Source organism: Streptomyces sp. NPDC058662, assembly GCF_042716255.1.
GTDB lineage: Bacteria > Actinomycetota > Actinomycetes > Streptomycetales > Streptomycetaceae > Streptomyces.
In genome coordinates this window covers 1-13,398 of the sequence record NZ_JBHXRU010000070.1, presented here as the reverse complement: position 1 = coordinate 13,398, position 13,398 = coordinate 1, and the positions used below count along the sequence as shown (strand labels likewise).

14 protein-coding genes are annotated in these 13,398 nt (G+C 72.3%); 7 read left to right on the top strand and 7 right to left on the bottom strand.

All coding sequences use genetic code 11. The annotated features are described in order from the left end of the window. Window positions 1-91: 91 nt before the first annotated feature. Entirely contained in the window at window positions 92-331 is a 240-nt protein-coding gene (locus tag ACFWUQ_RS22370; protein ID WP_384540713.1) for a DUF6213 family protein, read from the top strand. A gap of 141 nt (window positions 332-472) precedes the next feature. On the opposite strand, the gene ACFWUQ_RS22365 is transcribed toward ACFWUQ_RS22370, so the two are convergent. Further along, the gene (locus ACFWUQ_RS22365; protein ID WP_384540711.1) at window positions 473-1,039 is read right to left on the bottom strand and encodes a SixA phosphatase family protein; all 567 of its coding nucleotides are present in this window, start codon (window positions 1,037-1,039) and stop codon (window positions 473-475) included. Window positions 1,040-1,296: 257 nt separating this feature from the next. On the opposite strand from ACFWUQ_RS22365, the gene ACFWUQ_RS22360 reads away from it, so the two are divergent. After that, window positions 1,297-2,526: a PP2C family protein-serine/threonine phosphatase gene (locus ACFWUQ_RS22360; RefSeq protein ID WP_384540708.1), complete on the top strand. Its 1,230-nt coding sequence runs from the start codon at window positions 1,297-1,299 to the stop codon at window positions 2,524-2,526. Between the two features lie 47 nt (window positions 2,527-2,573). Here the strand turns inward: ACFWUQ_RS22360 and ACFWUQ_RS22355 are convergent, their stop codons facing one another. Then, complete coding sequence (locus ACFWUQ_RS22355; protein ID WP_384540705.1) at window positions 2,574-3,881, bottom strand: NAD(P)/FAD-dependent oxidoreductase; 1,308 nt, start codon at window positions 3,879-3,881, stop codon at window positions 2,574-2,576. A gap of 288 nt (window positions 3,882-4,169) precedes the next feature. Here ACFWUQ_RS22355 and ACFWUQ_RS22350 point away from each other — a divergent pair, with 288 nt between their 5' ends. The 3 genes from ACFWUQ_RS22350 (at window position 4,170) to ACFWUQ_RS22340 (ending at window position 5,285) form a co-directional block, all read left to right on the top strand. Continuing rightward, window positions 4,170-4,436 (top strand): DUF4235 domain-containing protein, encoded by a 267-nt coding sequence (locus ACFWUQ_RS22350; protein WP_384540702.1) that lies wholly within the window; start codon window positions 4,170-4,172, stop codon window positions 4,434-4,436. Window positions 4,437-4,475: 39 nt separating this feature from the next. After that, window positions 4,476-4,862: a VOC family protein gene (locus ACFWUQ_RS22345; RefSeq protein WP_384540699.1), complete on the top strand. Its 387-nt coding sequence runs from the start codon at window positions 4,476-4,478 to the stop codon at window positions 4,860-4,862. A gap of 183 nt (window positions 4,863-5,045) precedes the next feature. Next, window positions 5,046-5,285 (top strand): hypothetical protein, encoded by a 240-nt coding sequence (locus tag ACFWUQ_RS22340; protein WP_384540696.1) that lies wholly within the window; start codon window positions 5,046-5,048, stop codon window positions 5,283-5,285. Between the two features lie 19 nt (window positions 5,286-5,304). Here ACFWUQ_RS22340 and ACFWUQ_RS22335 read toward each other — a convergent pair whose 3' ends face one another. The 4 genes from ACFWUQ_RS22335 to ACFWUQ_RS22320 form a co-directional block, all read right to left on the bottom strand. Next, complete coding sequence (locus ACFWUQ_RS22335; RefSeq protein WP_384540693.1) at window positions 5,305-5,880, bottom strand: hypothetical protein; 576 nt, start codon at window positions 5,878-5,880, stop codon at window positions 5,305-5,307. Window positions 5,881-6,009: 129 nt separating this feature from the next. Further along, on the bottom strand, window positions 6,010-7,113 hold the full coding sequence (locus tag ACFWUQ_RS22330; protein WP_384540691.1) for an amidohydrolase family protein: 1,104 nt from the start codon (window positions 7,111-7,113) through the stop codon (window positions 6,010-6,012). Between the two features lie 84 nt (window positions 7,114-7,197). Beyond that, window positions 7,198-8,523, bottom strand: coding sequence for a cytochrome P450 (locus ACFWUQ_RS22325; RefSeq protein WP_384540688.1), 1,326 nt, complete (start codon window positions 8,521-8,523; stop codon window positions 7,198-7,200). A 1,007-nt stretch (window positions 8,524-9,530) separates the two neighbouring features. Continuing rightward, window positions 9,531-10,031, bottom strand: coding sequence for a GNAT family N-acetyltransferase (locus ACFWUQ_RS22320; protein ID WP_384540685.1), 501 nt, complete (start codon window positions 10,029-10,031; stop codon window positions 9,531-9,533). Between the two features lie 273 nt (window positions 10,032-10,304). Between ACFWUQ_RS22320 and ACFWUQ_RS22315 the strand changes: the two genes are divergently transcribed. Further along, window positions 10,305-10,955 (top strand): alpha/beta hydrolase family protein, encoded by a 651-nt coding sequence (locus tag ACFWUQ_RS22315; RefSeq protein ID WP_384540682.1) that lies wholly within the window; start codon window positions 10,305-10,307, stop codon window positions 10,953-10,955. Between the two features lie 564 nt (window positions 10,956-11,519). On the opposite strand, the gene ACFWUQ_RS22310 is transcribed toward ACFWUQ_RS22315, so the two are convergent. Beyond that, window positions 11,520-12,983, bottom strand: a complete 1,464-nt coding sequence (locus tag ACFWUQ_RS22310; protein ID WP_384540679.1) for an MFS transporter — start codon at window positions 12,981-12,983, stop codon at window positions 11,520-11,522. A 176-nt stretch (window positions 12,984-13,159) separates the two neighbouring features. Here ACFWUQ_RS22310 and ACFWUQ_RS22305 point away from each other — a divergent pair, with 176 nt between their 5' ends. Continuing rightward, window positions 13,160-13,333 (top strand): CsbD family protein, encoded by a 174-nt coding sequence (locus ACFWUQ_RS22305; RefSeq protein ID WP_384540753.1) that lies wholly within the window; start codon window positions 13,160-13,162, stop codon window positions 13,331-13,333. Window positions 13,334-13,398: the final 65 nt, after the last annotated feature.

The window sequence follows — 13,398 nt, the reverse complement described above, 5'->3', positions numbered from 1 at the left end:
AGGCTCGACCGGTTGGTTCCGCGGCGACGGGGTAGCCCCTCCAGGAAGGGGGCGCTCGTCGGGTCGCACCCCAGACGAGAGGGGCCGCTTGATGCACTCTTTTCCCATTCCGCTGATCCCCACCGAGGAGGGCGGCCTCCTCATCCCGGCGGAGCAGGTCACCGGGCTGCTGCGGAGCGTCGCCGCCGACTGGGCGTCCGCCGCCGACGGCGACGCCCCTGACGCGGATCCCCGTACGGTGCTGGCGATGACGGAGGCCCTCACCCAGTTGGCCGACCAGATCGACGCCGAGTGCATCGCCTGCGCGTCCCGGCCCGATGAGGAAGCCTGAGCGGCGGGAAGGCTGGAGCCTGAGCCGGGCGGGGTTCTGGGGCGCGTGGGGGCGTGTGCACAGATCCGCTGCGCGCGGGCGCGCGCCCCGGGTGGGTTTGCGCCGTTCTGAGCGGCCTGGGTGCCGCCCGGTCGGCACCGGTCAGCGGGGCGGGGACCAGAACTCCGCCAGGTGCCCGGACCCGGGGAGCAAGGCGTCCCACCCGCCCGGCAGGTCCACCAGGACGGCTCCCGAGGTCGGGAATCCGGCCCTCAGGCGGTCCAGGAGGTCTGGCGGTCCGCTCCCGCACAGGGCCGAGGCCAACTCGTGGATACCGGAGTTGTGGCCGACCAGCACGACGCGCCCGAGCTGCCGTCCCCGTTCCGCCAGTACCGTGACCAGGGTGTTCGGGGCCGCGTCGTAGAGCCTGTCGTCGTATACGACGGGGGGCGGTTCCGGCAGGGACGGGGCGATCAGCTGCCAGGTCTGGCGCGTCCTGCGGGACGGCGAGCACAGCACCAGGTGGGGCGCGAAGCCCGACTCCGCCAGCCAGTGGCCCGTCCTGGGCGCGTCCGCGCGGCCGCGGTCGCTCAGGGCCCGCTCGAAGTCCTCGGCCGCGTCCTTCGGGACGGCCTTCGCGTGGCGTACGAGCAGCAGCCGGACCCCGGCCGCCCCTTCGGGCGCCGAGGACGTCGCGCGCGGGGAGGCCGCCGTGGTCGCCGAGGACATCGCGATCTCCTTCACTGCCGGTACCGCCGCACGGACTGGCCGACCACCCGGCCCCGCCGACCGAAGCGGCCTGCCGCCCGGTGGTCGGTGGGAGGCGGCTGCATGGCCGAACGCCCACACCGCCATGGTGCGGGGGCCGCGGGCAGGACGCACCCGCAAGCGCCCCGGCGAGCCGGACCCGGGAGTGCGCCCCGGTCCCGGCGCGCGACGACTCGGCGCACCGGGCGCACCGGGCGGGCCGGGGATACGGTCGTTGGATGGACGGCGGCCCGGGTGACGAGGACGGCGCGCGGAGCCGTCCGCGGCGGGGCCCGGAGCGCGGCTCCGGAGCTGTGGACGGGGCGCTGGCACGCGCCCTGCGCCGGAGTCACCGCGCGGGGTCCGGCGGGCTGCCCGGGCTGATCAGCGAGGCCGGCCGCGAGCTGGGGCTGCCCGGTGTGCGCGTCCTGCTCGCCGACATCCAGCAGCGCCGCCTGGTGCCGCTGGACGGGGGCGAGGCGCTCGATGTGGACGGTACGCTCGCGGGCCTCGCCTACCGGACCCAGCGCGTGCAGCGGGAACCGGGGAACGGGCACGGCTGCTGGATTCCCATGGTCGACGGGGTCGAGCGGGTCGGTGTGCTCTACGCGGCCACGGACGCGGCGGGGGCGGAGGCGGCGGAACGCGTCGACGCCCTGGCCACGCTCGCCGCCCTGCTCGTCGTCTCCAAGAGCGCCTACGACGACAGTCTGGTGGCGGCGGTCCGCAGCAGTCGGATGACCCTCCAGGCGGAACTGCTGTGGGCCTTCGTCCCGCCGCGGACGATCGGCAGCCGCCGGGCCACCTCCAGCGCGGTCATGGAGCCCGCGTACGACGTCGGAGGGGATGCCTTCGACCACAGCCTCGACGGGGACGTGCTGCAGATCGCCCTGGTGGACGCCATGGGCCACGACCTTGCGTCCGGCGGGGTGAGCGCCATCGCGCTGGCCGCCTGGCGGGCCTCGCGCCGCGAGGGCACGCCGCTGCCCGATATCGCCCTGCGCATCGACGAGGCGCTGACGCGCTGGATCCCCGAGCGCCTGCTGACGGGGGTCTTCACCCGGCTCGACACCGCGACGGGGCGGTTCTCCTGGGTCAACTGCGCCCATCCGCCGCCGGTGCTGATCCGCGACGGGCGAATCGTGCCCCGGGCCCTGGAGCGCGAGCCGCAGCTCCCGCTGGGCCTGGGTTCGTACGGTGCGGGGTGTGCGCCCGAGGGCCACCTCGTACGGTTGCAGCCCGGTGACCGCGTCCTGATGCACACGGACGGTGTCACCGAGGCGCGCTCGCCCGACGGCGACTACTTCGGCGAGGAGCGCCTGGCCGACATCGTGGTGCGGTCGATGGCGGCGGGCGAGAAGGCTCCGGAGGCGCTCCGGCGGCTCGTGCGCGAACTGGTGACCCACCAGGCCCACACGCTCCGCGACGACGCGACGATCCTGCTCGCCGACTGGCATCCGGACGGATGAGCCGGCACCGGCCCGGTCCCTGACCGGTGGCGCGGGCGCGCCCGGGGTTACGCGCGCGGGCCGCCCGCGGTCGCGTCCCGCGTTCCCCCCGCGGTCGCTTCCGGCGCTCCGCCCGCGTCGAGGTCTAACAGGACTTCCCGCGCCGCCCGCGCGCCGGAGGCCAGGGCGCCCTGGACCGAGCCCGTCGCCCGGTAGTCGCCGCACAGGTACAGGCCCGCGCCGACGCGCGTCCGCCTGCTCAGGGGCCACGGCGCGGGCATGGCGGGGAGGGCTCCCCGCACGGTGCGAACGGCCAGCGGCTCCCAGGCGCCCGCGTCGGTGCCGTACGCCTCGGAGAGCGCGCCGAGCAGGGCCGGGCGCCCGGTCGGGGAGTCCTCGCCGAGGACGGACGTCGAGACGAGCGCCCGCCCGTCCGCCGCGTACGTCGGCGCCACCTCGGTCAGGACGCAGGTGTTCAGGAACCTGCCCGCCGCGTCGAGGAGGAGCGTCGGCTCGGGGAGCGGGGAGCGGGCGGCGGCGTGGTAGTAGGTGGTCACGGTGCGCATGGGCGTGGACGGGCGCCCGGGCAGCAGCGCGGCGGCGGCGCCCGGGTCGGTGGCCACCACGACGGCGGCGGCAGGGCGTCGCGTTCCGTCGGCCAGCACCACTCCCCCGTCAACGAGGGCCTCGACCGGAGTGCCGAGCTCCAGGCAGCGGGCCGGGAGGTCCGCAGCGAGCCGGCGGGGCACGGCGCCGATGCCGGCGGCGGGCAGGGTCAGTGATCCGCGCAGGAAGCTGCGCCAGACCAGGTGGAAGACCCGGCTGGACGTTTCCAGGCCGTCTTCGAGGAAGACGCCGGAGAGGAACGGCCGCAGGAATCCCTCCACCAGTTCCTCGGGCACCTTCCAGGAGCGGAGCGCGGAACGGGTGGTCGTGTCGGGCATCCGTCGCAGCACGGCGGCGGGCAGCAGGAGGTCTGCGGCGGTGAGCGCCCCCAGGGAGGCGGCTCCGGCCGGGGACAGGTGGCCCTGGGTCAGGAGCCGCAGGGCATCGGCGGGCCGGCGGGTGGGGTCGCCGAAGCGGACCCGGCCCGCCCGGGTGTGGACCAGGGCGCCGGGGGTGAAGGCGCGCAGTCGGAGTCCGCGCAGCGGCACGCGCCGCTTCAGCTGGGGGTAGGAGGTGTTGAGCACCTGGAAGCCCCGGTCCAGCAGGAAGCCGTCCGACACGTCGGTGCGCATCCGGCCGCCTACCTCGTCGCCGGCTTCGAGGAGCGAGACCGCGACGCCGGCGGCGGCCAGGTCCGCGGCGCACGCCAGACCGGCTGCGCCGGCGCCGATCACGAGGACGGGCTCCCGCCGCCGCTGTGTCGCGTTCATGTGTCGTGTCTCCTTCGGCTGTGGTCCCGTCTGCTTCCGACTGCCGGCTTTCGGCTGCCGGCTTTCGGCTTCGGCTTCGGCTTTCGGTTCTCGCTTCTCGGTTGTCGCTTCTCGGCCTACGCAGGAGTCCGCGCCTGCTCTTCGGCGTCTCCCGGCTGCGCGGATGCGCCCGCTGGGGCGATACCGCCGGACGTGCGCGCGGGTTAGCGGCGGGTGTGGCCGGGCAGGGGTGCGCGTGAGAGGGCCGACGGCCGGCGGTGTCGCCGACCGCGCGGAAAAGAGGCACCCGTGAAGACTTCGAAGATCGCTTACAAACCCGTGGGACTCGCGCTCGGCGCGGCCGGCGGCGCGCTGGCCGGTGCCGCGTTCAAACAGCTGTGGAAGCGGCTGGGCCACGACGACGACGCGCCGAACGCCACCGACGAGGACCGCTCCTGGCGGGAGATCCTGATCGCCGCCGCGTTGCAGGGCGCGGTGTTCGCCGCCGTCAAGGCGTTGATCGACCGCAGCGGCGCCGTGGCGCACAAGCGGCTCACCGGGACATGGCCCGCCTGAATCACGTCCGCCGGCCTCCTCGTGGGAGAGGCTTGGGGCATGGTTCACGTACTGGGCAGCAGGATTCTGCTGCGTCCCACGGATCCCGGCCGTTCCCGTTCCTTCTACGGCGACGTCCTTGGCCTCGCCGTCTACCGCGAGTTCGGTACCGGTCCCGAGCGCGGCACGGTCTACTTCCTCGGCGGAGGCTTCCTGGAGGTGTCGGGGCGCGCGGACACGCCGCCCGCTCCGGGGCTGCGGCTGTGGCTCCAGGTCGCGGACGTGCAGGCGGCGTACGAGGAGCTGCGTGGCCGCGGCGCCGAGGTACTGCGGCCCCCGCAGCGCGAGCCCTGGGGCCTGATCGAGATGTGGATCGCCGACCCGGACGGCGTGCGGATCGCGGTCGTGGAGGTGCCGGAGGACCATCCGCTGCGGTTCCGGCCCTGATCCGGGCCCTGATTCCGGCCCTGTACGCGGCCGGGTGGGCGGTGCGAGGCGGCCGGGCGGGTCAAACCGCGACTCCGCGGATTTCATCCGAGCGGCCCAACGCCGATGGCCGCTTCGGGCGCGCCGGGCTCTGATGGAGACAGGCCGGCTCCGGCCCACGTCACGAGCACCGAGGGGTACGCGATGTACAGAATGTGCGCCGAGGCCACAGCGGGTCAGGGTGAACTCCTCTGGCACGTCCTCGCCCAGAAGCCGTCCAGCCACACCTTGTGCGGGAGGCACACCCCGGACGGTGCCGCCGTCCTCGCCGCGATGTCGGCGGCCGTCGACCGCTACTGCCCGCCCTGCCTGGCAGCGCTCCGTACGGCCGTGCAGCACCGCGCCGACCTGGCCCAGCGACCGGTCGCCGCCCGCCTCCGGTAGGCGGGCGGCTCCGGTAGGCCTACGGCGCGGGGCGGGTCGTACCGGGGCGGCAGGTCACCGCCGGGTTGAAGGTCGCGAACCTGCCCAGGGGGTTCTTCTTCCACAGCCACAGGTGGAGTGCGTAGTGCACCGGCTGGCCGGGGAAGTTCCCGCGGTGGGGGCCGGTGAAGGACCGGGCGAACAGCGTGGGCCGGTCGTCGTCCGTCGCGGTGTTCTGGTCGCGGTCGTAGACCAGCCACTGCACGCCGACGAGGCGTTTGCCGCCGCGCCCGTCGTCCTCGTAGTACAGGGCGGCGGGCTTCGCCGGGTCGACGGAGTTGTCATAGGCGTGGTTGAAGTGGGGGTAGCCCAGCGCGCCCGTACCCGCCGCCCGGTCGACCACGCAGTACTTGTCCGGGACGTAGCCGGCCTCCACCCCGGCCGCGTGCCGCTTGTACGGGGCCGTCGCGCCGTAGGTGACGGCCTGGTCGGCTGCGGCCAGGCCGCGGTCCTCGGGTCCGGCGGCCACGGCGGCCGATACGTGGGTCAGTACCGTGGCCGCCGCCAGGGCGAGTGAGACGGTGGTCCTTGCGGCGGGCGACAGGCTTCGGGCCATGCGGGTCTCCTTCGGGCGCGGGGCGCGGGGGGATGGGCGTCCGGTCGGCTGCGGTCCGGGCGCGGCCGGGGCGGATCCGGGGGCAGGCGCTGCCGGCTCGGGCGCTGCCGGTCCGGGCGCGGCGTCGGGTCAGACGGTTGCCAGGCGGGGGATGAGGCGCAGCGCGTTGTCGTGGTAGATGCCCTGGAGCTGCTCCGGGGTGAAGGCCGGGTCGGCGTCGAGTTCGGGCAGCGCGATGTCCAGGACGGTGTCGGCGGGGGCGGCGGGCCAGTCGGTGCCGAAGAGGATGCGGTCGGCGGGCACATGGGTCAGCAGGGTCGCGGCCGCGGCCATCGGGCCCGCGGTGTCGTAGTAGAAGCGCCGCAGGTGGTCGCGGACGGCGGCCGGGTCGAGGGGCGGGTCGCAGAACCGTCCGAGAGCCCGCATGCGCGTCGCGAGGGAGGGCAGGAAGCCGCCCGCGTGCGGCAGCACGACCGAGATGTCCGGGAAGCGGTCCAGCGTCCTCTTGGCGATCATGTTCAGCGCGGCGCGCGTGGTGTCCAGGAGGAAGTCGCACATGAAGTTCGGGATGCCGGGGACCGTCGTCGTCCCGGGCGGGCAGCCCGGCAGGTTGTGCGGGTGGGTGTCCACGACGGCGCGGTGGGCGTTCAGCTCGTGGAACACGCGGTCGTAGGAGGGGTCTCCCAGGTAGACGCCGCCGTAGTTGGCGGTCACGTTGACGCCCACGGCGCCGAGCTGCCCGAGCCCTCGGCGGATCGCCCAGGAGGAGGCGTCGGGGTCGTCGAGGAACAGCGGGACGTAGAAGGCGAACCGGCCCGGGTGGGAGGTCGCCACCTCGATCATGGACTGGAGGGTGATGTTGATGGCTTCGCGCAGTTGGGCGGACGAGCGGTACCTGGCCGGCAGCATCGGTTTCAGGACCGCCGTCGACACGCCCGCGCGGTCCATGAAGCCGATCGCGGCGTCGATGTCGAGCCGGGCCCACGGCGGGAGCTGTTCGCGGGTGATCAGGCCGTGCTGCTCCGCCCAGGCGCGCCACTGCGGCGCGCAGTAGTGGTGGTGCATGTCGATCTTCGACTGGGCCCCGTGGGCCGCGGGCGGGCCGGGTGCCCGGGCGTCGTGGCCGACGGAGGCGACGGCCGCGCCGGGGCCGCCGGCGGACTGCCGCCGTTCCTCCCTGCCCGCGTCCCCGGCCATGTCCATCACCAGGTCCACATCCGCAGACACGTCCACGGCCGTTTCCCGTGTTCCGAGACGTCCCGCTCCGGGGGTACTCGCGTAGTCGGTCATCGACGTTCCACCACCTGTCGGGCTCGGTCAGGTACGGGGGGTCACAGAGGCCATCGCCGGTGTCCCGGTCGTCTCCGGGGCGCTGCCGACCGGCCGTGACGGGTCCAGGACGACGGGGAGCCGCTCCAGCCCGCGGAACGCGGCCACCGGGCCCTTGAGCCATGCCGCGGCGCTTTCGTGCGGCTCCACCAGTCGCATGTCGGGGAACCCGAGCAGCAGGGCGGTGAGCGCGATTTCGAGTTCGAGGCGTGCCAGCGGGGCACCCAGGCAGTAGTGCGTGCCGTGGCCGAAGCCCAGGTGGGTCCCTTGGATTCCGACGCGCGTGACGTCGAGGACGTCCGGCGAGTCGAACTTGCCGGGGTCCCGGTTCGCGGAAGAGATGGCGATCTGGACGAGGGAGCCCTCGGGGATGCGGGTGCCGCGGATCTCGACGTCCTCGATCGCGTAGCGGAACGTCGACGTCTCGACCGAACCCTCGAAGCGGACGATCTCCTCGATCGCGCCCGGGATCAGGGCCGGGTCACGGCGCAGCTTCTCCAATTGCTCGGGCCTGGTGAGGAGGTGGAGGACCGAGTTCCCGATCTGGAAGGCGGTGGTCTTGTGCCCCGCGAAGAAGATGACCCACAGGGAGGAGACCAGGTCGGCGTCGTCCAGGCCTTCCTCGGCCTGGATGAGGTCGCTGAGGAAGCAGTCGGACGGGTGCGCGCGGGTGCGCGCGATCAGCCGTCCCAGCCGGTTCTGCAGCCACTCCTCGGCGGCACGCAGTTCCGCGCTGCGGGCGGGGTCGAATCGGGAGCGGGTCACGGCCGCGAACTGCTGGAGGATCTCCGGGCGGTCGCCCGGCGGGATGCCCATCAGTTCGCAGAGGACCGCGATCGGCAGCGGGAACGCGTACGAGGGCATCAGGTCGACCTCGTCGCTCCGCGCGCACTCCCGCAGCAGGCCCTCGGCGATCTCGGTGATACGGGGCCGCATCTCCTCGACGCGCCGCGGACTGAAGGCGCCGCGCAGGGAGCGGCGGAGTCGGGTGTGCCGGGGCGGGTCGGAGAAGAGGACGTTGTCGTCGAGTGCGTCGAAGAAGCTGCCGTACACCGCGTGGTAGGTGTCGAGGGCGCCGCGCATGTCCTTGCTGAACCGCGGATCGGAGAGCGCGTCGCGGGCGTCGTCGTAGCGGGTGATCAGGTACGTCGCGACGCCGTGCGGCGGTGTCAGCAGGCATACGGGCGCCTGCTCGCGCAGCGCCGCGTAGGCGGGGTGGGGGCAGGCCCGGAACGCGGGCGCGCCGGCGGACACGGCCGCCACGATGTCCGGGAGCGCCCCGGCGTCGTCGGGTGCCGCGTTGTTCCGTGTCATGTTCCACGCCCTTCGTGACATTCGCGGTCAGCGCAGACACCGGTTCCCTGCGGGAGGGGAGGACGAAACGGGCGGTGGCGCGTTCGGGTGAGCGCCGCGTCGCGGTCTGGCCGGGGCGCGGAGCGGGGCCGGACCGGGTCGCGAACCACGTGGCTGCCCCGGGACGACGGCGCCGCCGGCCGCCGGGGGGGGCGCTCGGGCGGTAGGACCCAGGCGGGGTGGACGGCACGGGCGCGGTCCTCAACTCGTTCTTTGACCTCGGTCGGGTCAGTTGAGCGTGTCCAGGTCGGCGAGTAGGTAGGCGACGCCGAGACCAGCGTCGAGGTACTCCTCGAAGAGCGTGTTGTTCAAAACCGAGGGAAATCGTCTCTGTCGGACGACGTGGATGGCCGTCGACGCTTCGTGGCCGAGCTCGATGAGCGTCTGCGCGATGACAAGGCCGGAGCGGTTGTAGCGTTGCAGCGGACCAGGACGGTCCGCCCCTCCTTGACGGACCGGGCGGCCGTGCGCGCGAGGTGCTGGACCGTGTGGATCTGTACGGCAACGAGTGGGCCGTCGGGAATTTCGGCGACCACGGGGTCGATGCTTGGATCGGGTCCGTGACCGGGGCGGGTATGCAGGCTGATGACCAGGCCGAACTCCTTCCCGACGACCACTGGACGGTTCTCCCCCGAAGCATCGGTCCAGTGGTGACCACCCATCCACAGCCCTGGCACGACCTCGTTCCAGGGGGCATGTGGCTCGGGCACGCCGCGGCCCCTCTGACGCGTCCTCACTCTCCAGCTCCCTCCGCCGAGACAAAGTGGTGAGCTCCATCGGCCCGCCACACGATTCGAACGCCCGTCGAACCGGTTCCTCCGGGATAGGCCGGACAGCAGCCCGAGCACCAGCGCCTCCGCCCGGCGTCGGGGCTCCACCCGAGCCAAGCGCCCCGCGATCCGATCCATCAGAACCTCGAAACCCGCCTGCCACCGGCCCTCAGACGACCCCACCCGCAAGAGCGCGGTCTACGGCTGGAGTACCAGGTCGCGCTGGTGCCAGCTGCCTGCCTTACCGCCGAGGACGGCCGGGTCGGCTGGGCCAACCAGGACGAACCCGGCCTTGGCCAGCACCTTCTGGGACGCGGCATTCTCGTGGGCGGTGGCCGCCCGCAGTGTGCGCAGCCCGTGCCGCGAAGCCGCCAGCCGGCACAGGTTCCGAACGGTCGCGGTCGCCACGCCGCGGCCCGCGACGTGCTGCGCGACTCGGTAGCCGAGATCCGCAGTGCGACCCTCGATGTCGACCAGGTTGAACCTGCCGAGTACCGAGCCGTCCTCGGCGAGGAGCACGTGGAAAGCGCAGATGCCGGCCTCCTGCTCAGCCAGCAAGGCCGTGTACCGGTCGGCGAACCGGTCGAAGAAGTCGTCGCCGCGGTCGGGGACCGAAGCAGCGAAGTAGGCGCGGTTCGCCAGCTCGAAGGCCAAGACCGCCGGGGCATGGCAGGCATGCAGTTGCTTCAGCTCGGGCACCGCGCGACTCTACCCAGACAGCGCACCGAGGCCAACTGAGTTTCCGCCAGCAGCAGACAGCGGCACAGTGACCCCCGCGCCGACCTGCACCTTTCGACACACCCCGCCCACCATGCGCGAACTCGTTGGTGCTGCGTCGGAGAACCTCTGCCTCTGCTGACACGACGCGCCCTTCGGCTGCCACGGGCTGTCGCTCGTAACCTGAGGCCATAACAGAGCATCGAGTGACGCGCGGGCCGTCTTCGGGGAACGGCGCTGCGGTGAAGGAGTGAGATGCAAGCACTGAGGGTCGGGCCCACGCATCACGAGCGTGTCGTGCTCTTCGCTGCTGGCGCAGGCGGCGATCCGGAGCGTTACCGGCCGCTCCTGGAGCACCTGGCAGCCCATGGATGCCAGGTCATTGCACCCTACTTCGAGCGTTTCGCCGCGCGGGAGGCGACGACCGCTGAGCTGCTTGCACGCCCGGCCGGGTTGGTCGAGGCGCTGCACCGGTGGGCGTCTCCAGACGCGGCTGTTGTGGTGGTTGGTCACTCGATCGGCGGATGGGCCGGCCTGTGCCTTGCTGGTGCGACGCCCTGGGGGCGGGACGGCAGGCCGCTGGATGTCCCACGGGAGCCACGCGTTGGCCGCCTCGTCTTGTACACGCCCGCGGCCGGCTGGTTTGCCGCTCCGGGTGCCTTGGACGCGGTGACGGTGCCGATGCTCGTCTACGCAGGGGAGATGGACACCGTCACGCCCGTCGAGCAGGCCATCCACTTGAAGAGCGCGCCAACCCAGGTCGACGTCCGAGTCGTGCCAGGTGCTGGTCACTTCAGCTTCATGGATACGCCGCCGCCGGGCACGGTCGAAAGCGAGGGCTTCGACCGTTCTCAGTTCCTCAGCGACCTCGCGCATGCAACCGCGGAGTTCGCCCTTGCGCCCTGAGGTGACGTGACGCCCGTTCGGACGCTGGTGCGGGCGGCCGAGTACTGCCGGGCTGCGCGGGTGGCACAGAGGGGCGGCGCCTATTGCGGATCATCCGCAGAGGCACGGGGTCGGTGGTGACATCGCGGCCTGCGCAGATGGTGCTGCTGTCCGCGCAGGGCATGCCAGTGGCGAGGATCGCCGAAGTGGATTACGCGGCCAAGAAGGCCCACGTCGAACACCTCTACGCGATCGCCACTGGCGAATTGCCACGCCGACGACCGACGCCTACGTGCCGTCGTCGGCAGGGCAGACGCGGCATGGCAGACACTGCCTGACGCGGCACTAGCGCCCTCAGGATCAGCGTGTCGATCGGTTACGGCGCGCCCTACGGTGCTCGTCAACGCCATTCCCCTGCGCTGGTCGTCACGGCTTGCACCATGCGGCGGGGCGCCATCCCCGCCCCGGCCGTGCCTGGGGGCGGCACGAGTGGTCCGGACCTGTGCCGCCGGGTTCGCCGTCGGGGCCGCGCCCCGCGGCGGATTGCGGGATCGGTGGGCGCCAGCCGGACGGCGGAGCGGGCGGCTAGGGCGCGTTGTGGCGTACCGACAGGGGGGTGGCGATCTGCTCCAGGGAACGGCCCTCGGCAGCCACCGCGAAGAAGACCGCTACCACTCCCGCCGCGACCATCAGGGCCGCTCCCACGCAGAAGGCGAGCACCGTGTCGGCGACGACGCCGCTTGAGGTGAGTTTCGCGAAGAGCAGCGGGCCGGAGATGCCGCCCGCGGCGGTGCCGATGGCGTAGAAGAAGGCGATGGCCATCGCGCGGGTCTCCATGGGGAAGATCTCGCTGACCGTCAGGTACGCGGAACTGGCCCCGGCGGAGGCGAAGAAGAGGACGACGCACCAGCAGGCGGTCATCGTGACGGCGGTGAGCCGGCCCTCGCCGAACAGCCAGGCCGTACCGAACAGGAGCAGGCCGGAGACGATGTACGTGCCCGCGATCATCGGGCGGCGGCCCACCGTGTCGAAGGCGCGCCCGAGGAGGAGCGGGCCGAGGAAGTTCCCGAAGGCGATGACGGCGAAGTAGTAGCCCGTGACACCGCTGGGGACGTCGAAGAAGCGGATCAGGATGGTGCCGAAACCGAAGGTGATCGCGTTGTACAGGAACGCCTGGCCGATGAAGAGCGAGAGCCCGAGGACGGCGCGCCGGGGGTAGGAGCGGAACACGGTCTTCGCGATCAGGCCGAAGCCGATACTGAGCCGCTGGGTGACGGTGATCGCCTCGCCCGGTTCGGGAAGCGGTACGCCCTTCTCCGCCTCGATCTGCCGTTCCACGTCGCTGACCAGCTGCTCGGCTTCCTCGGCCCTGCCGTGGATGAACATCCAGCGGGGGCTTTCGGGCACGTGGCGGCGTACCAGGAGGATGACGAGGCCCAGCACCACGCCCAGGGCGAAGGTCAGCCGCCATCCCAGCCAGGCGGGGAACACGTCCGTGTCGAGCGCCACGACGGAGAGCAGGGCGCCCGCGACGGCACCGAGCCAGAAGCTGCCGTTGATGATCAGGTCGACGCGTCCCCGGTACTTGCTGGGGATCAGCTCGTCGATCGCCGAGTTGATGGCCGCGTACTCACCACCGATTCCGAAGCCGGTGAGGAAGCGGAAGAGGAAGAACCACCAGACGGAGAACGAGACGGCGGTCATCGCCGTCGCGGCGAGGTAGACGCCCAGGGTGATGAGGAAGAGCTTCTTGCGGCCGAAGAGGTCGGTGAGCCGTCCGAAGACCAGTGCTCCGGAGCAGGCCCCCGCCACGTAGAGGGCGGCGGCGATGCCGGTGACCTGGGCATCGGTGATCGGCAGCCCGCTGCCGTCCTCGGAGAGGCGGCCCGCGATGCTGCCGACGATGGTGACTTCGAGTCCGTCGAGGATCCATACGGTCCCGAGTCCGATCACGATCATCCAGTGCCACCGCGACCACGGCAGCCGGTCCAACCGGGCCGGGACCTTGGTGGTGACGGTCCCTGTGTCTCGCTGCGTGCTGTCGGCCATGCACGCGCTGTTGCCCGCCGGTCCGCGACACAAACCGGGGGCGGGAGCCGTTCGGCCTCGTCCTACGGCGCCCGACCCCGGTCCGGCACAGAGGCCCCGTATGGGTCAGGTTTATGCGACCTGGGAGCGGCAAAGCGCCCTTCATCAGCAGTTCCCCAGTGAACGGAGTGGCAGTCGTGTCGGGTGGGGAGAAGATGCAGGCCAAGAAGGAACAGGTCAAGGGCAAGGCCAAGGAGGCCGTCGGCCGCACCGTGGGCAACGAACGCCTCACCGCTGAGGGACGCGCGGACCAGGCGAAGGGCGACGCCCGCCAGGCCAAGGAAAAGATCAAGGACATTTTCAAGGACTAGGCGGCCGGACAGGCGCAACGGCCCGCCAGTGCCGCATGGGGATGGGGCCCGACAGATCCGAGATC

Excerpts from the sequence above, each read along its gene's own strand:
- ACFWUQ_RS22340 (WP_384540696.1), top strand. The coding sequence starts at position 5,046 with ATGTACAGAATGTGCGCCGAGGCCACAGCGGGTCAGGGTGAACTCCTC.
- ACFWUQ_RS22365 (WP_384540711.1), bottom strand. The coding sequence starts at position 1,039 with ATGTCCTCGGCGACCACGGCGGCCTCCCCGCGCGCGACGTCCTCGGCG.
- ACFWUQ_RS22310 (WP_384540679.1), bottom strand. The coding sequence starts at position 12,983 with ATGGCCGACAGCACGCAGCGAGACACAGGGACCGTCACCACCAAGGTC.
- ACFWUQ_RS22325 (WP_384540688.1), bottom strand. The coding sequence starts at position 8,523 with ATGACACGGAACAACGCGGCACCCGACGACGCCGGGGCGCTCCCGGAC.
- ACFWUQ_RS22345 (WP_384540699.1), top strand. The coding sequence starts at position 4,476 with ATGGTTCACGTACTGGGCAGCAGGATTCTGCTGCGTCCCACGGATCCC.
- ACFWUQ_RS22360 (WP_384540708.1), top strand. The coding sequence starts at position 1,297 with ATGGACGGCGGCCCGGGTGACGAGGACGGCGCGCGGAGCCGTCCGCGG.
- ACFWUQ_RS22355 (WP_384540705.1), bottom strand. The coding sequence starts at position 3,881 with ATGAACGCGACACAGCGGCGGCGGGAGCCCGTCCTCGTGATCGGCGCC.
- ACFWUQ_RS22315 (WP_384540682.1), top strand. The coding sequence starts at position 10,305 with ATGCAAGCACTGAGGGTCGGGCCCACGCATCACGAGCGTGTCGTGCTC.
- ACFWUQ_RS22370 (WP_384540713.1), top strand. The coding sequence starts at position 92 with ATGCACTCTTTTCCCATTCCGCTGATCCCCACCGAGGAGGGCGGCCTC.
- ACFWUQ_RS22335 (WP_384540693.1), bottom strand. The coding sequence starts at position 5,880 with ATGGCCCGAAGCCTGTCGCCCGCCGCAAGGACCACCGTCTCACTCGCC.